Raw genomic sequence first — 18,669 nt, 5'->3', positions numbered from 1 at the left:
CTTTTTTCCCCAATTGAAAGCCTAATCATGCCCTCTGTTTTCACTTGGCTACGGACCATGCGTGCCAGCAATCTGGTGTTTATTTTTGTGGCACCTGTGGTTGTCTATTTTATTGCAACTTCAAGAAATTACGGCCCTGCCATCAAAGCCGTTTTGGGGATAGAAGAAAACGCCACACAGTTGCTTGGCAGTTTTCTATTCTTCTGCGTGACCGGTGCTGTGGGGGTTTGGGCCAGCTTGGCTTTGATCCGCTCAACTAGACCAGATCAGGACCCGCAACTCACGCAGAGCCTGCAGCGCAAAGCATTGATTGGCTTTGTTATTCAAGGCGTGCTGTTTGTTTTGATGTCACAGGCCTCGTGGCTCGCCCCTTATATTGTATCGATTGCGGTCAACGGGTTTGACCCTCGCTCGACTGATTTTATTGTAGTGATTGACAAAGTCTTTGTGCTTGATCCAGACTTTCAGATCCGCTTGCTTGCCGGTTGCTTTTTCTATCTTGGGCTTGCTTCTGTTTTTTCGGCAGTTTGTGCTGCAGGAACACTAGTGCCGTCGCGCTATATCAAGACCGGCTATGGGCAAATCGCCATCTTCTTGTTGTTTTTGATTAATTTTGGCTTCACGTTTTACTTTTTGATGGTGGCTCATGCCGGATTTTCCGTCGGTTTAATGGTCACCCTTCGCGCCGCATTTTTTGCCTATATTGGGGCTTCAATATTAGGGTTGGTTTGGGCCTTTTTAGGCCGATTAGAGCCATCTGCGATGGCCAATCGGGTCATGACAGGTTTCGGAGTCTTCGCTATTGCTATGGGGTTATTTTTCGGCTTCAAACCGCATGCAGAGGTGGCTCTTGTTGGCAATCTTGAGGGCCGCATCGGCATTGTTGCTGGTACTCCACAAAGCTTATCGGACATTGTGCGCTACGGTGATTTTCTGCAAACGCCTCCAGAGGCTCCATTTAAAATCCGGTCTTTGAAATCCGAGCAGCAGGCGCTTGATCTGCTTGAAAAGGGCCGAATTAGTGCAGCTGTTCTGCCCGTTGATCAGATCGGCGACAGAACCGTTATCTGGCAAGCAACCTATTTGCCTCCCACAGACCGCACGTTGGCCACCGTGGCTATTGTCATCGGCGTGCTGAGCCTGCTTCTAGTGCTGATTGGCAATATCACTACCGCCCATCCATTGGCGGTCTTTTCGGATTTCTTTGTTGATACCATTCGCGGCATCCCCATGCTTGTGATTATCCTTTACGTTGGCCTGCCTTTGGCCGGGGCAGTTAAATCCGCCACCAGTGGCTATTTGGATATGGCCATGATGACCCGCGGTATAATCGCAATAGCGATCGGATATTCCGCCTATATGGCCGAAATTTTCCGCGCCGGGATCGAAGCTGTTCCCAAAGGTCAAATCGAAGCGGCCCGCACGCTTGGTTTACGCGAATGGCATATTGCACGGTTGATTGTAATCCCGCAGGCGATTGCGATTGTTTTGCCCGCTTTGGGCAATGAGTTCATCGCGATGCTGAAAGACACCTCATTGGTCTCGATCCTGTCAGTGCGTGATCTGACACAGAGGATGCGCGAATTTCAGGCACAGAGCTTTCTGGCGTTCGAGCCGTTTAATTCGGCTGCATTGATCTATGTCGTACTGACAATTCTGGCCGCCTCGGGGATCAAAGCCTTGGATAATATCGTTAATAAATCGCGGAGCCATGAGTAGCGCTGCGCCTAGTTTTTCGGCAAGTTTTGCCAATACTTGGTATTCGGATACCGCAATTGCGGTATCTGACTGCCATGGGATTGATGATATCGACGACCTCTATGACGTGGCCATCATTGGCGCCGGGCTTGCAGGATTAAGCGCCGCCTTGCACCTCGCCCAAACCGGTGCGCGCGTTGTTTTAATCGAAAAATATAATATCGGGGATGCCGCCTCTGGCCGCAACGGCGGGTTTTGCACAAACGGCTGGGCCGGCAGCGAACCCGCAATAGAAAAGCTTCTAGGACCGGATAATGCCGCAGAGCTGAATGCGCTTGCCAGCGAAGGGCTTGAGTGGATGCGCGCGCGGAGTTTTTCACAAAGCTACAGCGCCTGCCAACCGGTAAACGGCTGTCTGACACTATCGCTTTTTGCGGATGACCCCCTGCCCATCGCGCAATCAGAGCTGGGCAATTTCATCAAAGGGCCGCGTTATAAAAGTGGCTCGGTTGACCACGAGGGTTTTCATTTCCATCCACTTAACTTTTTGCGATGCCTTACCGCCGAGTGCTTGGAGGCTGGCGTGACAATTTTGCAAAATTGCCCGGTTCTACACATGGCAGAGGACACTCCTTCCAGAACATTGATCACTGTTGGGCCCACTCAAACCTCAATTGCGGCAAAAACAACCGTGATCACCACCGGTGGCACTGGCGGGGCATATTTCAAACAACTGTCCAAACTTTTGGTGCCGGTCCAAACCTTTATCGCCGTCAGCGCACCTATGCCTGAAATTCTTGCCCAGCATATACCAACGCCCTACGCCATTGCCGATACGCGAAGAGCCGGAAATTATTTCCGTAAACTGCCAGACGGCCGTTTGCTCTGGGGCATGGGCATTTCTGCACTGTCAGCCCCAAGCAGCGCCTATGTAAGACGTCTTGCATTGCAAGATATCGCAGCGCATTTGCCCGAAATGGCCAAAGAGATGGTGGCCGCTAAAGTCGGTATAGACTATGCGTGGTCCGGAACAATGGGCTATGCACGCCATTTTATGCCCTATGTTGGGCCGCTTGGACCAAACAGTTTTTGCGCTGCCGGGTTTGGCGGTCACGGTATGAATACGGCGCCGATTGCCGGAAAACTTATCGCTGAAGTAATCTCAGGTACAGCCAACCGTTTGGAACCATTTCACTCCGTTCCCAAAAGACAAACCTATGGCACGCTTGGGAAAACAGCGGCCGAAGCCTATTACAGGATGATACAGGGCAAAGATCGCCTAAAGGAATTCTTGGCTTGACCCCAACAGAATAAAACCTGAACCATGGACCCACCTTTAAAGCTAGAAAAAGACCAAAGCACATGACAGACCCTGCCATTACATTTTCCAAGGCAATAACACGCCGGCCGTCTTCAAGCGTGATCAATGGGCTGCGCAGCCATGATGCGGGCAACCCGGATTTTGCCCAGTTGCAGAAGGACCATAAAGCCTATGTCCAAAGCCTAAGGGCCGCAGGCGCCGAAGTGCTTGAGCTTGATCCGTTAGAGGATTTAGCGGATGCGGTGTTTGTCGAGGATACGGCGCTCTGTCTGCCCGATTGTGCGGTGCTGATGCGCCCGGGTGCCGGAAGCCGGCAGCCCGAAGTTGCGCCTATGGGGCATTCAATTCGCCAGATTTTTGAAACCGTGTTTGAAATTGCCGGACCCGGGTCTATCGAAGGCGGTGATATTCTTTACACGGGGCGCGAAATCCTTGTGGGTACATCGGAGCGCACTGATCATGCCGGCATTGCCGAATTAAGCGCTTTTGTGGAACCAAAAGGCTACAGCGTTAGAACCGTCGAAACCCCACCGGGCGTTTTGCATTTCAAAACAGATTGCTCGCTCATTGCCTCAAAGACTATTTTATCCACCCAAAGGCTCGCTGCGTCGGGATGCTTTTCTGACTATAGGGTTCTGCAGGTGCCCGAGGGCGAAGAAGCGGCCGCGAATATGATCCGTTTCAATAATGCGCTCATTATGAGCAAGGGGTTTCCTAAAACCGCGCAAATGCTGATGTCAGAAGGCTTTAATTTAGTTCAGCTTAACAATAGTGAGTGCGCCAAAATTGATGGCGGGATGTCCTGTTTATCGCTCAGAATTGCCTAACGCTCTACCCTATCAAATTATCTTTTGCACTCGGGCACCCATGTTATAAACCGGATAATACACTGGAGCTTGTAAACAGCGGTGGACAAATCCATTCTGGGCTGAAATAATTTGATCAAATTTCAACTGAGGCATTTATGGATCTTGAAAAACTTGGAACGTTTCGCGTGGCGGCTTGCGATCTAAACGGCCAAATGCGCGGAAAACGTTTGCCAAATGACTATGCCAGCAAACTTTCCAATGGTGGGGTTCGGATGCCGCTTTCTGCCTTGGTTTTGGATATCTGGGGCGAGGACAGCTTAAAGAGCCCGTTGGTATTTGAAAGCGGCGACGGTGATGGTTCTATGGTTCCAACAGAGCGTGGGGCTGTCCCGATGCCTTGGCTGCAGACCCCTAGCGCCTTGGTGCCGATGTGGATGTTTTCTGACAATGGGTCAGCTTTTGAGGTCGATCCTCGGCATGCGCTCGCGCGGGTTTTGGACCGCTTTTCTAAAAGAGGCTGGCAAGTCATTGCCGCGACCGAAATGGAATTTTATCTGGTTGATGACAGCAATGGACAGTTGCAGGCACCAATCAACCCCCTAAGCGGGCGTCCCTTGCACAACAACGCAGTTCTATCGGTATCGCAACTTGATGCATTTGACACTTTTTTTACTGAACTTTATGAGGCCTGCGAAATGATGGGGATTGCGGTTCAATCCGCCACATCAGAAGTTGGGCTTGGGCAATTTGAAGTGAGCTTAAATCACTGTGATGCAATGCGCGCGGCGGATGATGCTTGGCTGTTCAAAACCTTGGTCAAAGGATTGGCCCGAAAACATCAGATGGCGGCGACTTTTATGGCAAAGCCCTATCACGAAGATGCGGGTAATGGATTGCATGTCCATTTTTCGGTCATCGACGAGGATGGCAAAAACATCTTTGACGATGGCTCAGACAGCGGATCAGACTTGCTGCATCAGGCTGTGGCCGGCTGTCTGGCAGCCATGACAGCCTCAACGCTTGTGTTTGCCCCCCACAGCAACAGCTACCAAAGGATCACACCGGGTGCACATGCTCCGACCGGGGTCTGCTGGGCCTATGAAAACCGCACAGCTGCACTGCGCATCCCCGGCGGCCCACCGGCCGCGCGGCGGATCGAGCACCGCGTTGCCTGCGGTGACATCAATCCGTATTTGATGCTTAGCGTTGTGCTGGGGGCGGCATTGGCCGGCATAGAGGATTCATTATCGCCGCCTGCCCCGATCACCGGAAATGCCTATGATCAGCACATGCCGCAGCTTGCGACAGATTGGACAAAGGCCATGTCGCTATTTGAAAGTGACCCAATGATTGCGCGTATATTGCCAGGCACGCTGATTGAAAATTTCTGTATGACAAAACAACAAGAATACGACAAACTGCAATCAATTCCAGAAGACGAACACTGGAAAGTCTATCTGGAGACAGTATGAATAGTCGCAACTGCTTGGCAGCGGGCATAAAAGCAACGGGTGATTTATGAAAGTCGGTATTTTACAAGCTGGGCATGCGCCAGCTGAAATGATCGCCGAAACTGGCAATTATGCGCAGATGTTTTCGCGATTTCTGTCCCGCCGAGACTATTCGTTTGCCGCCTATAGCGTGGTTGATATGGAGTTTCCAAAATCTGCTGAGTCAGCAGATTGCTGGCTGATCACAGGCTCACGTCACGGTATTTATGATAACTTGCCGTTTATCGCGCCTTTAAAAGCGCTTGTAAGGGATATCTATAGCTTGAATATGCCTCTTGTAGGCGTCTGCTTTGGGCATCAGATCATTGCACAGGCGCTTGGTGGACAGGTGGAAAAATATTCTGGTGGTTGGTCGGTCGGCGCCACCAAATATGACTTTGAAGGCCAAACCGTGACACTAAACGCTTGGCACCAAGATCAAATTGTAGAGCTGCCGCCACAGGCGCATGTCTTAGGCTCTAGCCCGTTTTGCAAATATGCCTTTTTGGGCTACGGCGAGAACGTTTTCACGGTGCAGGCCCATCCAGAATTTGACAGCGGTTTCATTCACGGTCTGATCGAGAAGCGCGGCCGCGGCGTAGTGCCGGACGACCTACTTGAGCAGGCATCTTGCAAGTTAGAGTTGCCAAACTCAAACTCTGCCCTGGCGGACCGTATTTATAATATATTCGATTTAGCACAGGTGACAGCATGAGTAAGTTGGAAAATACCTTTAAAAAAATGCCTCAATCTGCCTCCGACTATCTTGAGGGCCGCAAATTAGATGAGGTCGAGTGTATTATCGCCGATTTACCGGGCATCGCACGAGGCAAGGCTGTTCCGGCCGGAAAATTTGCCCGCCAGTCGTCCTTTTATCTTCCAGACTCGATTTTTTATCAAACCATCACGGGCGGGTGGGGTGAAGCAGCCGGTGATGACGGGTTTATCGAACGCGATATGGTGCTTAAACCCGATTATTCCACCGCCACCGCGGCGCCCTGGACCGGCGATTGGACATTGCAGGTGATTCATGACGCCTATGACCGCAAAGACGAACCCGTTCCCTTTGCGCCGCGCAATGTTTTAAAACGGGTGGTTGAGCTTTATCGTTCCAAAGGATGGGAACCTGTTGTGGCCCCCGAAATGGAATTTTTTCTTGTCGCCCGCAACATTGATCCAGCCAAACCAATATCTGCAATGATGGGACGGTCCGGCCGCCCAGCAGCCGCGCGGCAAGCCTATTCCATGACAGCGGTTGATGAATTTGGTCCGGTGATTGACGATATTTATGACTTTGCCGAAGCGCAGGGGTTCGAGATCGACGGCATCACCCAAGAAGGCGGCGCCGGACAGCTAGAGATTAATCTGCGCCACGGAGATCCGGTGCGATTGGCCGATGAAGTGTTTTATTTTAAACGGCTGATCCGCGAAGCAGCACTGCGGCATGATTGTTTTGCGACTTTCATGGCCAAGCCAATTGAAAATGAACCCGGCAGCGCCATGCATATCCACCATTCCATTATTGATATCGAAACCGGCACCAATGCATTCTCTGGCCCTCAAGGCGGCGAAACCGATCTTTTTTACCACTTTATCGGCGGCTTGCAGCGCTATGTTCCGCGCGCCATCGCCATTCTGGCACCCTATGTCAATTCCTATCGCCGTTACGTTAAAGAGCACTCTGCGCCGATCAACCTTGAGTGGGCGCGCGACAACCGCACAGCCGGTATTCGTATTCCAATCTCAGATCCAGAGGCACGGCGGGTGGAAAACCGGCTGGCGGGTATGGATTGCAACCCATATCTGGGCATCGCTGTATCGCTGGCTTGCGGCTATCTAGGGATGCAAAATGAACTGCGTCCGGGGAAACAATTTCGCGGTGAAGCCTATGAGGGCGAAACTGATATCCCCAGAGTAATGGGCGAAGCCTTGGACCTTTTTGAAGCCTCGCCCGAATTACATGAAATCCTTGGCCCTGAGTTCGCCCGGGTGTATTCGATTGTGAAGCGCGCAGAATACGAAGAGTTTCTGCAAGTGATCAGCCCGTGGGAACGCGAACATTTACTGCTGAACGTATGAACCTTTTAGACGCCAATGACCGCTTGGGGTGCTATCCGGATAGCTGGTACGCAGCGACAGCAACCCCTTTGCCAGAATTTGAACAATTGCGCGGCGAACACAGCGCTGATGTCTGTGTTATCGGTGCGGGTTTCACAGGTCTTTCTGCCGCGCTGCATCTTGCCGAGGCTGGCTTTAAAGTGGCGCTTTTGGATGCACATAGGGTTGGCTTTGGCGCATCAGGGCGCAATGGGGGTCAGCTTGGAACCGGCCAAAGGATGGAGCAAGATGATCTGCTGAAGCTGATGGGCGACAGTATTGGCGATAAACTATGGCAGCTTGCAGAAGATGCCAAAGACACCGTCAAATCATTGATCAAGGATCATAAAATTGACTGTTATCTGCGCCCCGGGGTTGCAGATATTGGCCTTACCAGAAAGCAAATGGACGAATTGCACCACTATGCTGATTTTCTTGAAAGCCGCTATGGCTATACGCAGATTGATAAATTAGACCGTAGCGCTACCGAAGACCTCTGCCCGTCCCCACGTTATTATGGCGGCATATTGGATCATGGGGCTGCGCATCTGCACCCATTGCGCTTTGCCTTGGGCCTTGCACAGGCGGCGATCAAGGCGGGCGTTACAATTTATGAAAAGACCCGCGTTCAAGAAGTTGCTCGGGGATCAAACCCCGTTGTCACAGCTGAAAACGGGGTCTTGCGATGTCACCACGTGGTGATTGCCTGCAATGGCTACTTAGGCGGGCTTGAGCCAAAAGTAGCCCGGCGGGTGATGCCCATAAACAACTTTATTGCAGCAACCGAACCATTGGGAAGCGAAGCATCGCGGGTGTTGACCAAAGATGTCGCGGTGGCGGATACAAAGTTTGTGGTGAATTATTTTCGCCTATCACACGATGGCCGCCTACTCTTTGGGGGGGGAGAAAATTATAGTTATCATTTTCCAAAGAACATTGCTGAAACAGTGCGCAAACCGATGACAGAGATTTTTCCGCATCTTGCAGATGTCAAAATTGACTATGCGTGGGGCGGTACTTTGGGAATAACCGTGCGGCGCATGCCCTATCTGACTAGGTTGGAACCCAATATCCTAAGCGCGTCTGGTTATTCTGGTCATGGGGTGGGCACGGCAACCCATGCAGGTAAAATGATGGCACTGGCAATTAATGGTGCTGCGAGTGGATTTGAAACCATGTCAAAGGTACCGGCAATGCCGTTTCCCGGGGGAAGCCGTTTACGCACCCCTTTGCTGGTTTTGGCAATGAGTTGGTATGCAATGCGCGACCGTTTGGGGCTTTAACCAATTTAAGGCCCCAAGCAACCATCTATAACAATTCTACCGGCTTAACTTTTCCAACTGTGCCTGAAGATCTGCCAATTGCGATTTAATTGTTTGCAAATCACCGCTGTCAGCGGGTTTATCCTCAGATGCTTCTGGTTTGGGTTTTTCGTCAGACCGTGGGGGAAATCCTCCGGTCATAGCCTTTAGAAACGCTTCTTGCTGAGCCTGCATAGCCTCAAAACCGGGCATCCCAGCGAGCGGGCTCATGGCCCCCATGTTTTCAAGCATTTTCGATTGCCCATCACGCATCATATCAAAAGACATCGCCAAAAACTGTGGCACGATACTTGTAGCTTGGGTGGTGTAGCTGCGCACCAAATCGGTCAGCACATTGACAGGCAGTACATTTTCACCGCGGCTTTCGTGATCTGCAATGATTTGCAGTAAAAATTGTCTCGTCAGATCATCACCAGATTTTAGGTCAATAATCTGAACCTCACGACCGTCCCGAATAAAGCCTGCGATATCTTCAAGCGTGACATAGTCACTGGTTTCTGTGTTGTACAAGCGTCGACTTGCATATCGTTTTATCAAGAGTGGTTTATCTGTCGTCGACACGGTGACCTCCGAAAAATGCAGCGCTGCGGCAAACTCTACGCGCTTGCAGCAAAAAAAGAAAGGGTGAGCTATTGCTCACCCACCACAGTTTTCTTGGGAGGAGAAAACGAGGGGAAATTACTTGGCAGCTGCTTTTTTAGCCACTGCGTTGACCTCTTTGGTTGCCTTTTTGACGACATCTGTTGCTTCCTGAGTGGCCTCTTTGCCGGCTGCCATCACCAGTTCAACGGTTTCCATTTGTGCCTTTTTTGCGACTTCTGCAAAAGCGGCGATGTTTTCAGCAGCAACTTCAGCTTGAGCAGATGCAAAATCAGTAAGCGCTTTTGCGTAGTCTGCTGGATCGGTTTTCACTGCAGAGATCGTTGAGATTTTTCCCAATGTATCTTTTGTCCATTTGCTTGAAATATCCGCGCTTTGCTGGGCAGCTTGCAAAGCAACTTTAGTCATTTTTTCATTCATTTCGGCCGAATTATCAAAAGCATCTTGGTAGAATTTTGTATCTACAGGGAATGAATCGATAATATCTTTAAAGAAAGTTGTCATATCAGGTGCCATCGTCGCCATTGTTTTGATCCTTTAAACTCTCAGAAGTTATTTCTGAATATATTTATAAATCCGATATACATGCTGCAGTGCAGCATTTCAAGTATTTTTTCTGCAGTGCGGCAAAAAAAATGGCTTAAACTTTGGCTTTCTGAGTGACATAGAGCCCCGGTGCGTCACAAATGACTGGCAAACTGTCGCTGCCCGGCACAAGTGCATCCCTTTGTTTTCCAGAACGTTTCTTTAACCAGCTTGCCCACTCATTCCACCAGCTACCAGCATGGTATTTTGCATTTGAGTGCCATTTTTCCGGCGTTTTTTTCGGGTCAGAATTTAGAAAAAACCCATATTTATTTTTGCCTGGGGGGTTAATGATACCCGCAATATGACCTGATTCTGCCAGTATAAAGGTTTTGGATCGGCTGCCCATTTGTGCCACCCCGCGGTAACTGTCTTTCCAATTGGCAATATGATCAGTTTCGCACGCAACCGCGCACAGCGGCACATCAACATTCCGCAAATGTAACTTTTCGCCAAAAAGCTCAAACCCTCCTTCCGCAAATTCATTGCGCTGGCACAGTCCGCGCAGGTATTGCACGGCCATCTTTCCGGGCAGATTTGCACCGTCTCCATTCCAATACAAAAGATCAAAAGCGGGGGGGGCTTTGCCCATCATATAGCTTTTGATCGCAGGTGAATAAATCAAATCATTCGACCGCAAAAAGCTAAAAGTGCGTGCCATGATGTAACTTTCAAGGATGCCTTTTGTGCCCACTTCCTGTTCGATCCCGTCAATGAAATCATTCTGAAGAAAGGGTAAAAACTCACCTTGATTTGAAAAATCTGTCAGTGTGGTGAAGAAGGTTGCACTATTGATTAATTCCTCACCGCGCTGCTTTAACAAAGCCAAGGTCAGGGCCAAGGTCGTTCCACCAATACAGTAGCCTACTGCATTTACCTTATCTTGCCCGGTTTCGGACCGTACCGTTTGCAGTGCCTGCAGATAGCCATGTTCTATGTAATCTTCAAGCGAGACCTCTTTATAACTGGCGTCCGGGTTGATCCAGGACACGATAAAAACAGTGAGGCCCTGCGCAACCAGCCATTTAATTAAACTGTTTTGCGCTGTCAGATCCAAAATGTAAAATTTGTTAATCCACGGTGGAAAAATTACCAACGGAATCTCATGTGTGGTTTGGGTGCTGGGACTGTATTGAATAAGCTCAAGCATATGGTTCCGAAACACGACCTTTCCAGGAGTGGTGGCAATATTCCCACCAAGCTCAAAGGCCTTTTCATCTGCCAAGCGCACAACCAATTCGCCATCATTGTCCTCAAGATCAGCAATTAGGTTTTCCAACCCATCGATGAGGGATTGGCCTTGGGTTTCCACCGCCTGTTCTAAAGCATCAGGATTGGTCGCCAGAAAATTTGTTGGCGCCATCATATCGACAATTTGTTTCGAAAAGTACTCAAGTCGTCTTTTTTCAGTTGTCTCAAGACCGTCAATAGACTCAATCGAACTTTGCACTACTTCGGCATTGTGCAAATACTGCTGTTTTATGAATTTAAAATAGGGATGACTATTCCACAAAGGATTGGAAAATCGTTTATCCAGCGGAGCGCTGGTCTCTACTGCATCAAAATCTTTGTGCATCATCGCGTTTTGTGCTTCGATGAAATGGGTAAGCGTTTTTCCCCAATAGGCGATTTGATGCTCAATCAGTCTGCTTGGATTCTGAATTGCCTCCTGCCAATAGGCTGCTGTCGTCTTAAGCGCCAAATCATGACCAGGCCCACTAAGAGCCGCATCTGTTGTTTTTTTGGTTTGCAATACCGTAATCAAGCGTTGATTTAATTCATCTAGTTTTGCAAGATTTTGCTCTAATTTTGACGTTTGATTTTCAATATCTTGATCTGTGGTTGTCATTTGGTAAATTTCCGCATACCTTCGCTGCTGTGCAGCATAACAATTTTTAAACCCAAACGCAAAGCGTCGAATTATTTCAATTAGCCGCACGAGGCAGGAGACGAAAATGCGCCATATGGCCAGCTACGACTTTATGGAAGCCATGCGAAACACCAATCAATGGATGGGTGCAACCGCACAGGCTTTTGCCTCTTATCCAGCCTTTTCCGCAGTGCCAAACCCCTGGCTGCAGTGGGCCGCTGCCTGGGGGCAAGTGACCGAGCGTAGCTTTCAGCGGATGATCACCAAGCCCGATTGGGCAATTGATAGTATCACCTGCGACGATGGTCGGGATCATTTGGTACAGGTCAAGCCCGTTGTATCCGGCGCTTTCGGCGATTTGATACATTTTGACGTCCAAGGGCGCAAACCCGCAGCCCGCCAAGTGCTTTTAATCGCGCCGATGTCCGGGCATTACGCAACTTTATTGCGTTCGACTGTCAAAAGCCTGATTGGCGATTGCGAAGTCTTTGTCACGGACTGGCATAATGCGCGCGATATACCCGTCTCAAAAGGTAAATTCGATATTGAGGATTATACGCTATATCTGGTGGATTATTTAAATCACCTTGGACCGGAAACCCATGTTATCGCCGTGTGCCAACCTGTGCCGCTGGCATTAGCGGCCACAGCCTATCTGGCCGAGGAAAACCCAGAGGCGCAGCCGCGCAGCCTGACATTGATCGGTGGGCCAGTTGATCCGGATGCGGCGCCCACAGATGTCACTGATTTTGGCCGGCGCGTTACCATGGGCCAACTCGAACATACCTTAATCCAGCAGGTCGGGTTTAAATATGCCGGTGTGGGACGCAAAGTGTACCCCGGTTTGTTGCAACTGGCATCTTTTATGTCGATGAACAGTGACCGGCACTGCCAAGCCTTTTCAGATCAAATCATGAACGTGGCCCAAAACACGGCCTCGGAGCACGACAAACATAACAAATTCTATGATGAATACCTCGCAGTGATGGATATGACCGCAGAATTTTACCTGTCAACGGTAGACCGGATTTTCAAGCAGCGCGAAATTGCACAGAACAAGTTTACAGTAGCCGGAAAGAAAATTGATTTTTCTAAAATAACCAAGGTTGCAATCAAAACCGTCGAAGGCGCGAAAGATGACATATCTGCGCCCGGGCAATGTATTGCAGCACTGGATCTTTGCTCAGGGCTTCCAGCGGATAAAAAAGCTAGCCACGTTGAACCAGAGGCTGGCCACTATGGCATCTTTGCCGGAAAAAGCTGGCGTGAAAACATTCGCCCGCTTGTGCTGGAATTTATTGACGCCAATAGCGCCGCAACACCCGCAAAAGACTAATCACCGCGCGCTTTTTTAAGCGCCATATCTATCATTCTCTGGGTGCCTTGGGAAAATTCTAATGTGCAGCCATAGGGCGTGCCCTCTAAAGCTGATGCGCGAAAGGCCTGAAGTTGGTTCACATAGTGATTTTCCGCTGGATAGCGCTTGGTTGACACCACCATATCGGCAGAATGCAATTCGACCTCAGCTTGTGAAAAAACCGAGGGATTGAAAGGGGCAGTTAGGCGGATCAAACCCTTAGTGCCATGAAAATTCATCTCTTGGCGCGGCGCCATGCGCATTGATGTGGTGGCATTGAAGTGAAACGATGGAAACTTGGCGTTGATCGCCGCCCAGACATCCACATCATTTTGCCAAGTGATATTGGCATCTACGATTTCAACCGGTTCTTCATCGGTCACAAAACGCGCCGCGCCCATGGTATACACACCGATATCGGGCAGACTGCCACCGCCGGTTTCTGGCCGGTTTCGGATATTGTTGGGATCTGCGCTGTTGTTATAGGAAAAAACACCATCCACCTGAACCAACTCGCCGATTGCGCCGCTTTGATAAAGCTCTCTCGCATAGTGCCACTGGGGATGATGCACGATCATATAGGCTTCGGCCAATAAAAGCCCCGAACTGTCGCGCATAGCGATTAGATCATCAATTTCTTCGGCCCGCATTGCAATCGGTTTTTCACACAAAACATGCTTGCCTGCATCAAGCCCTTTTTTGCACCATTGAACATGCAAATGATTGGGCAGCGGAAGATAGAGCGCGTCTATTTCAGGATCAGCCAGCAGCGCATCATAATCAGTATAGATCTTTAAATTAGGCTCCATAGCCTGAAAAGGCGCTGCTTTCTCTGGATTTGATGTGGCCAAAGCGCAAAACTGGGTATTTTGCGCCAGCATCATCGCCGGAACCATTTGCGTTCGGGCAAATTTCGATGCCCCGACAACACCCCAACGCATAACTTTTTGCATAGATTACCCCTATCCCAGCTTTTGGTTAGGATAGGGGTTTAAAGTAAAAGTGGAAAGCCCTAGGCTGTCGCAACAAGACCTTTTTCAAGCGCAAGTTCGCGCATTTTAAGCTGCAGCTTTTCAAAAGAACGTACTTCAATTTGCCGAATACGCTCGCGGCTTACATTGTAATGCTCGCTGAGTTCTTCTAGCGTAATGACTTTTTCCGCCAACCGGCGCTTGGCCAAAATATCTTGTTCACGCTCGTTTAAGACTTCCATCGCTTCTGCCAGAAGCGCGCGGCGTGTGTCCAATTCATCCTTGGCCTCATAGTCTGCCGCCTGATCCGCATCTTCGTCTTCAAGCCAATCTTGCCACTCCATTGAGCTGTCGCCATCGGCTGATCCGACCATCGCATTGAGCGAAGCATCGCCGCCAGAAAGCCGGCGGTTCATACTAATAACCTCAGCTTCGGTCACGCCCAAATCTGTGGCAATTTTCGCCACATTATCAGGATGCATATCCCCTTCGTCCAAGGCGCCGATCCGGGATTTAGCCTTGCGCAAATTGAAGAATAGTTTTTTCTGGGCGCTGGTCGTACCCATTTTAACGAGCGACCAGCTGCGCAGGATATACTCTTGAATGCTAGCACGTATCCACCACATCGCATAGGTTGCCAGTCGAAACCCTTTTTCAGGATCGAAGCGTTTGACCGCCTGCATCAAGCCGACATTGGCCTCTGAGATAACCTCGGCCTGCGGCAGTCCGTATCCGCGATAACCCATAGCAATCTTTGCCGCCAATCTTAGATGCGAAGTGACCATTTTATGTGCCGCCTCGGTGTCCTGCTCTTCGACCCAGCGTTTGGCCAGCATATATTCCTCTTCGGGCTCAAGCATCGGAAATTTGCGGATATCCTGCAAGTATCGGCTTAGACCACCTTCGGGGGTTGGGGCTGGAAGATTTGCGTAGTTGCTCATGTTGCTCCCTTAATGTTCATCCTGTTAACATTTAGTTAGGATTTGATGAAATCTGTTTCAAGGCCTGTTCAAATTTTCTACGCTATTTACATCGATTTTGGGCAAAAATATGACCATTGATGCACATTTTCACAAAGATGTGTTCGTTAAATCGCCCAGCAAATTGGAAAAATCATCCGGCAAAGGTGCTTCAAAACGCAGTTTTTCATCGCTTACCGGATGCGCAAAGCCTAAAACACTCGCGTGCAGCGCTTGCCGAGAAAAATTGCCAATGGCGTCACTTGCTTGCTCTCCCATCGCTTTGCGGGCAATCCGCCGCTTACCACCATAAACCGGATCACCAATCAACCCATGGCCCGTATGGGCCAAATGCACCCGGATCTGATGGGTCCGTCCGGTTTCAAGCCAGCACTCAATCAACGCGGCAGCTGCTGGCGCTCCAAATCGCTGCGCTATCCGCACCCGCGTAACCGCATGGCGGCCGCCTTCAAACAGCACTGCCTGACGCTGACGGTCTGTTTTGTGCCGCGCAAGTTGGGTGGTGATTTTCATAATATTGCCCGGCTCAAAGTTCACGCCGCGGACCCCGCGCAACCGTGGATCACTGGCCTCTGGCACCCCAAAACAGAGCGCCTGATAGAGCCGCTCGACGCTGTGGGCGGCAAACTGGTCAGCCAAATGATGATGCGCTTTATCGGTTTTGGCCACCACCAAAAGCCCACTTGTGTCCTTGTCGATCCGGTGGACAATCCCCGGCCGCCGTTCGCCGCCAATTCCCGAAAGTGATGCCGCGCAATGATGCAGCAGCGCATTGACCAAAGTCCCGCTGGGCGTTCCCGGTGCAGGATGCACCACCATGCCCGCCGGTTTGTTGACCACGATTAAATGTGGGTCTTCATAAACCACCTCAAGAGGAATGTTTTCCGCCTCGGTGGCGATTTGTCTTGCCTCTTTCAAAGTGATCTCAATCATGGCGCCGGCCGCAACTTTTGTCTTTGGGCTGGTTGCAATTTTGCCATCCACACGCACCGCGCCCTCTTCGATAAGTTTACCCAAACGGGTGCGTGACAGGTCCTCTTGCTCTGGCGCATCGCGAAAAAGCGCTTTATCAAGGCGGTTGGGTGGATCTTCCGCAATCGCAAACTGAACAAGGGACATCGTCATGACCGAACCTTTTGAGCCAGAACAAGATGTGCCGCATCTGGCGTTTTTGCGGCGGCTGGTGACTGTGTTAAGCTTCACCATGATCGCGGGCATGGTAGTGTTAATAGCCCTGTTTGTCATCCGCTTTCAGGACAGTGGAATTGATTTTCCCCAGTCCATAACCCTGCCCGATGGCACAAGGCCAGTGGCCTTTACCCAAACCCGATCCTGGTACGCTATTGTGACCGGAGATGACCAGATCCTCATTTACAACCTCAAAGGTGAATTGGTTCAAACGGTGCCCGTCGAACTGCCGTAATGGGCCGCGCTACGCAGACAGCGTAGCTTCAAATTCGCGCCACTCGCCTTTGCTCATACCCGAGGTTTCTTGAGTGACTTTTTCGCCGCCAACCATCCGGCGCACACAGTCCAAAGCCGTAGCCGACAGCGTCGCGCCCCCCATCCGGTAATCTTCAAAAGCGCGATAGGCAAAAGGCACCCAATCCGCAACAAGCTTGCACATTTCATCGGCGTAGACCCGAATTTCATATTGCGCATGCGCATCCGCGCGTAGCCGCAGGAAATGAAACAGATTGTGCAGATCAACCTTCCAGTACCACTGGGTGTAAATATTGGCCGGTAGGTTCATCCGCGCAAGTTCGCGTGCGAGCCCTTGCTGGCCATCTTGGGAAATCATCGCCTCGTAATTGTCATAGGCGCGGGTGCTGTCCGCTTTGAGAATTTCTAGAACCTGCGCCGCTTCCGCGCCTGTCAGAACTTCACCTCGGCCCTGATTGTTGACCACCGATTGCGCGGCCACCTTATCCGGGGCCGGAATATAAAACTCACGGTCCAAAATAGAATAACGGGCGGAATATTCGTTCACATTCGCCGTGCGGTGGCGAATCCACTGGCGGGCGACAAACACCGGCAGTTTCACATGAAGTTTCAGCTCGCACATCTCAAACGGTGTAGAATGCCAGTGCCGCATTAGATAGCGGATCAACCCTTCGTCGTTTTGCACCGATTTAGTACCCTTGCCATAACTGACACGCGCCGCTTGGCAGATGGCTGCATCATCGCCCATATAATCTATGACCCGCACAAAGCCATGATCCAGAACGGGATAGGCTGTGTAAAGGTGGCTTTCCATGCCGGGGCTGACCGTCCGCAATGTGGTCTGACTTTGGGCGCGTTGGGCTTCAATTTCAGCCAGTTGATCAGGCGACAGCGGCATGGGCGAATCCTTTTTAGTAGTGAATCGGTTCCACTATATCTTGGGCAAGGGAATGAAGAAACCGCTAGATCAATGATAATTTAGGGGAATTATAATCTTTCGCTTTGGCGCTGGCCCGCCAAAGCTCGGCAAAGCGGCCGTTGATGCCACTCTGGACAGTCGGGCAAGACATGATACTCTGCGCACAGAACGGAAAAGCAATGGCTACTTAGGGGCAAAGCAATGGGTATTCGATATCTTCACACCATGGTTCGGGTCAAAGATCTTGAGGCCTCAATGGCGTTTTATGAACTGCTTGGGCTGAAAGAAACCCGCCGCCATGACAGCGAAGCGGGCCGCTTTACGCTTGTGTTTATGGCGCCTGAAGGACAAGAGGACTGCCCAGTCGAGTTAACCTATAATTGGGATGGCGATGAGGGGCTGCCCAGTGACAGCCGCCATTTTGGGCATCTGGCCTATTCGGTGGATAATATTTACGACACCTGCCAGCATTTACAGGATAACGGGGTTGTCATAAACCGCCCGCCGCGCGATGGACGCATGGCCTTTGTGCGCTCGCCGGATAATGTGTCAGTAGAATTGCTGCAAGATGGCCCAGCGCTTGCACCAGCCGAGCCTTGGGCTTCAATGGGCAATACAGGGCATTGGTAAATACTGTTTCGATTGATTGCAGAGGGTAGTTTTTGCTGCCTTTTTGGCTAATACTACGATCAATTATTATTAAATTGATTTGTGAATCACAAAATGGTCATTGCCCGCAACGCAAAGCCGAATGATGCCTTTGGAATGAGTGCTGTTCTTCAGGAAATAATGACATATTGGGAAAGCCCAAGACCGAGTTCGCCGGATCATGTTCTGGACTTTTATATCAACCACCCAGATCAGCTGTCATCTGTTGTTGCCGACAGGGAAAGTGAAATTGTTGGATTTCAATCTCTTAAGATCGCGTTGAAAAACAATACCTATGACGTCACTCCGGGGTGGGGCGTTATAGGGACTTATGTGCGCCTAAACCTTCGAGGCACTGGTATTGGCCGATCTCTCTTTGAAAAAACCCTTCTAGCGGCCAAGAGAAGTGGATTAGAATTTATTGACGCTACGATTTCGACAGATAATCAAAATGCTCTTGCCTATTACTCCGCAATGGGATTCGTAGAGTACCGTCGGCGATCAAACACCATATCAAAAAAACGGCGCGTCTAGATGTTTCTGAAACCGTTTGTTTAGA

Annotated in this window: 18 protein-coding genes; 11 read left to right on the top strand and 7 right to left on the bottom strand. The window is 50.3% G+C overall.

Annotation, left to right across the window (positions count from 1 at the left end; genetic code table 11):
- Positions 1-27 precede the first annotated feature (27 nt).
- The 7 genes from GN278_05415 to GN278_05385 all read left to right on the top strand — a co-directional run bounded on the left by GN278_05415 (position 28) and on the right by GN278_05385 (position 8,698).
- Positions 28-1,719: an ABC transporter permease subunit gene (locus GN278_05415; protein ID XAT60304.1), complete on the top strand. Its 1,692-nt coding sequence runs from the start codon at positions 28-30 to the stop codon at positions 1,717-1,719.
- Entirely contained in the window at positions 1,712-2,998 is a 1,287-nt protein-coding gene (locus tag GN278_05410; GenBank protein ID XAT60303.1) for an FAD-dependent oxidoreductase, read from the top strand. The genes GN278_05415 and GN278_05410 overlap by 8 nt, the downstream gene beginning before the upstream one ends.
- A 62-nt stretch (positions 2,999-3,060) precedes the next feature.
- The gene (locus GN278_05405; GenBank protein XAT60302.1) at positions 3,061-3,846 is read left to right on the top strand and encodes a dimethylarginine dimethylaminohydrolase; all 786 of its coding nucleotides are present in this window, start codon (positions 3,061-3,063) and stop codon (positions 3,844-3,846) included.
- A 137-nt stretch (positions 3,847-3,983) separates the two neighbouring features.
- Entirely contained in the window at positions 3,984-5,300 is a 1,317-nt protein-coding gene (locus GN278_05400; GenBank protein ID XAT60301.1) for a glutamine synthetase, read from the top strand.
- Between the two features lie 46 nt (positions 5,301-5,346).
- The gene (locus tag GN278_05395) at positions 5,347-6,033 is read left to right on the top strand and encodes a type 1 glutamine amidotransferase (GenBank protein XAT60300.1); all 687 of its coding nucleotides are present in this window, start codon (positions 5,347-5,349) and stop codon (positions 6,031-6,033) included.
- Positions 6,034-6,059: 26 nt separating this feature from the next.
- Positions 6,060-7,397, top strand: coding sequence for a glutamine synthetase (locus tag GN278_05390; GenBank protein XAT62555.1), 1,338 nt, complete (start codon positions 6,060-6,062; stop codon positions 7,395-7,397).
- Positions 7,394-8,698, top strand: coding sequence for an FAD-dependent oxidoreductase (locus GN278_05385; protein ID XAT62554.1), 1,305 nt, complete (start codon positions 7,394-7,396; stop codon positions 8,696-8,698). Before GN278_05390 ends, GN278_05385 begins: the two co-directional genes overlap by 4 nt.
- A gap of 36 nt (positions 8,699-8,734) precedes the next feature.
- Here GN278_05385 and phaR read toward each other — a convergent pair whose 3' ends face one another.
- The 3 genes from phaR to phaC all read right to left on the bottom strand — a co-directional run bounded on the left by phaR (position 8,735) and on the right by phaC (position 11,771).
- Entirely contained in the window at positions 8,735-9,298 is a 564-nt protein-coding gene (phaR, locus tag GN278_05380) for a polyhydroxyalkanoate synthesis repressor PhaR (GenBank protein XAT60299.1), read from the bottom strand.
- A 117-nt stretch (positions 9,299-9,415) separates the two neighbouring features.
- Positions 9,416-9,853: a phasin, PhaP gene (locus tag GN278_05375; protein ID XAT60298.1), complete on the bottom strand. Its 438-nt coding sequence runs from the start codon at positions 9,851-9,853 to the stop codon at positions 9,416-9,418.
- A gap of 124 nt (positions 9,854-9,977) precedes the next feature.
- Positions 9,978-11,771 carry a class I poly(R)-hydroxyalkanoic acid synthase gene (gene phaC, locus GN278_05370; GenBank protein ID XAT60297.1) on the bottom strand — a complete coding sequence of 598 codons (1,794 nt, stop codon included), beginning with the start codon at positions 11,769-11,771 and terminating at the stop codon, positions 9,978-9,980.
- 106 nt (positions 11,772-11,877) lie between these two features.
- Between phaC and phaZ the strand changes: the two genes are divergently transcribed.
- A complete protein-coding gene (gene phaZ / locus GN278_05365; GenBank protein XAT60296.1) occupies positions 11,878-13,128 on the top strand; it encodes a polyhydroxyalkanoate depolymerase in 1,251 nt (416 codons plus the stop codon).
- Here phaZ and GN278_05360 read toward each other — a convergent pair.
- The 3 genes from GN278_05360 to GN278_05350 form a co-directional block, all read right to left on the bottom strand.
- Positions 13,125-14,102 (bottom strand): gfo/Idh/MocA family oxidoreductase, encoded by a 978-nt coding sequence (locus GN278_05360; GenBank protein ID XAT60295.1) that lies wholly within the window; start codon positions 14,100-14,102, stop codon positions 13,125-13,127. The two genes, phaZ and GN278_05360, sit on opposite strands and share 4 nt — an antisense overlap.
- A gap of 59 nt (positions 14,103-14,161) precedes the next feature.
- The gene (rpoH, locus tag GN278_05355) at positions 14,162-15,061 is read right to left on the bottom strand and encodes an RNA polymerase sigma factor RpoH (GenBank protein XAT60294.1); all 900 of its coding nucleotides are present in this window, start codon (positions 15,059-15,061) and stop codon (positions 14,162-14,164) included.
- A 129-nt stretch (positions 15,062-15,190) separates the two neighbouring features.
- A complete protein-coding gene (locus GN278_05350; protein ID XAT60293.1) occupies positions 15,191-16,225 on the bottom strand; it encodes an RluA family pseudouridine synthase in 1,035 nt (344 codons plus the stop codon).
- Between GN278_05350 and GN278_05345 the strand changes: the two genes are divergently transcribed.
- Positions 16,224-16,523: a hypothetical protein gene (locus GN278_05345; GenBank protein XAT60292.1), complete on the top strand. Its 300-nt coding sequence runs from the start codon at positions 16,224-16,226 to the stop codon at positions 16,521-16,523. The genes GN278_05350 and GN278_05345 overlap by 2 nt on opposite strands.
- A 9-nt stretch (positions 16,524-16,532) precedes the next feature.
- Here GN278_05345 and GN278_05340 read toward each other — a convergent pair whose 3' ends face one another.
- Positions 16,533-17,441, bottom strand: a complete 909-nt coding sequence (locus tag GN278_05340) for an FAD-dependent thymidylate synthase (protein XAT60291.1) — start codon at positions 17,439-17,441, stop codon at positions 16,533-16,535.
- 222 nt (positions 17,442-17,663) lie between these two features.
- Here GN278_05340 and GN278_05335 point away from each other — a divergent pair, with 222 nt between their 5' ends.
- Positions 17,664-18,092: a lactoylglutathione lyase gene (locus tag GN278_05335; GenBank protein ID XAT60290.1), complete on the top strand. Its 429-nt coding sequence runs from the start codon at positions 17,664-17,666 to the stop codon at positions 18,090-18,092.
- A 93-nt stretch (positions 18,093-18,185) separates the two neighbouring features.
- A complete protein-coding gene (locus GN278_05330) occupies positions 18,186-18,644 on the top strand; it encodes a GNAT family N-acetyltransferase (GenBank protein XAT60289.1) in 459 nt (152 codons plus the stop codon).
- Positions 18,645-18,669: the final 25 nt, after the last annotated feature.

This window comes from Rhodobacteraceae bacterium Araon29 (assembly GCA_039640505.1).
In the GTDB taxonomy this organism is placed as follows: Bacteria; Pseudomonadota; Alphaproteobacteria; order Rhodobacterales; family Rhodobacteraceae; genus CABZJG01.
This window is presented reverse-complemented; position numbering and strand designations above follow the sequence as displayed.

Coding starts and splice junctions, on each gene's coding strand:
- GN278_05415 (XAT60304.1), top strand. CDS start 28: ATGCCCTCTGTTTTCACTTGGCTACGGACCATGCGTGCCAGCAATCTG.
- GN278_05410 (XAT60303.1), top strand. CDS start 1,712: ATGAGTAGCGCTGCGCCTAGTTTTTCGGCAAGTTTTGCCAATACTTGG.
- GN278_05405 (XAT60302.1), top strand. CDS start 3,061: ATGACAGACCCTGCCATTACATTTTCCAAGGCAATAACACGCCGGCCG.
- GN278_05400 (XAT60301.1), top strand. CDS start 3,984: ATGGATCTTGAAAAACTTGGAACGTTTCGCGTGGCGGCTTGCGATCTA.
- GN278_05395 (XAT60300.1), top strand. CDS start 5,347: ATGAAAGTCGGTATTTTACAAGCTGGGCATGCGCCAGCTGAAATGATC.
- GN278_05390 (XAT62555.1), top strand. CDS start 6,060: ATGCCTCAATCTGCCTCCGACTATCTTGAGGGCCGCAAATTAGATGAG.
- GN278_05385 (XAT62554.1), top strand. CDS start 7,394: ATGAACCTTTTAGACGCCAATGACCGCTTGGGGTGCTATCCGGATAGC.
- GN278_05375 (XAT60298.1), bottom strand. CDS start 9,853: ATGGCACCTGATATGACAACTTTCTTTAAAGATATTATCGATTCATTC.
- phaC (XAT60297.1), bottom strand. CDS start 11,771: ATGACAACCACAGATCAAGATATTGAAAATCAAACGTCAAAATTAGAG.
- phaZ (XAT60296.1), top strand. CDS start 11,878: ATGCGCCATATGGCCAGCTACGACTTTATGGAAGCCATGCGAAACACC.
- GN278_05360 (XAT60295.1), bottom strand. CDS start 14,102: ATGCAAAAAGTTATGCGTTGGGGTGTTGTCGGGGCATCGAAATTTGCC.
- rpoH (XAT60294.1), bottom strand. CDS start 15,061: ATGAGCAACTACGCAAATCTTCCAGCCCCAACCCCCGAAGGTGGTCTA.
- GN278_05345 (XAT60292.1), top strand. CDS start 16,224: ATGACCGAACCTTTTGAGCCAGAACAAGATGTGCCGCATCTGGCGTTT.
- GN278_05350 (XAT60293.1), bottom strand. CDS start 16,225: ATGACGATGTCCCTTGTTCAGTTTGCGATTGCGGAAGATCCACCCAAC.
- GN278_05340 (XAT60291.1), bottom strand. CDS start 17,441: ATGCCGCTGTCGCCTGATCAACTGGCTGAAATTGAAGCCCAACGCGCC.
- GN278_05335 (XAT60290.1), top strand. CDS start 17,664: ATGGGTATTCGATATCTTCACACCATGGTTCGGGTCAAAGATCTTGAG.
- GN278_05330 (XAT60289.1), top strand. CDS start 18,186: ATGGTCATTGCCCGCAACGCAAAGCCGAATGATGCCTTTGGAATGAGT.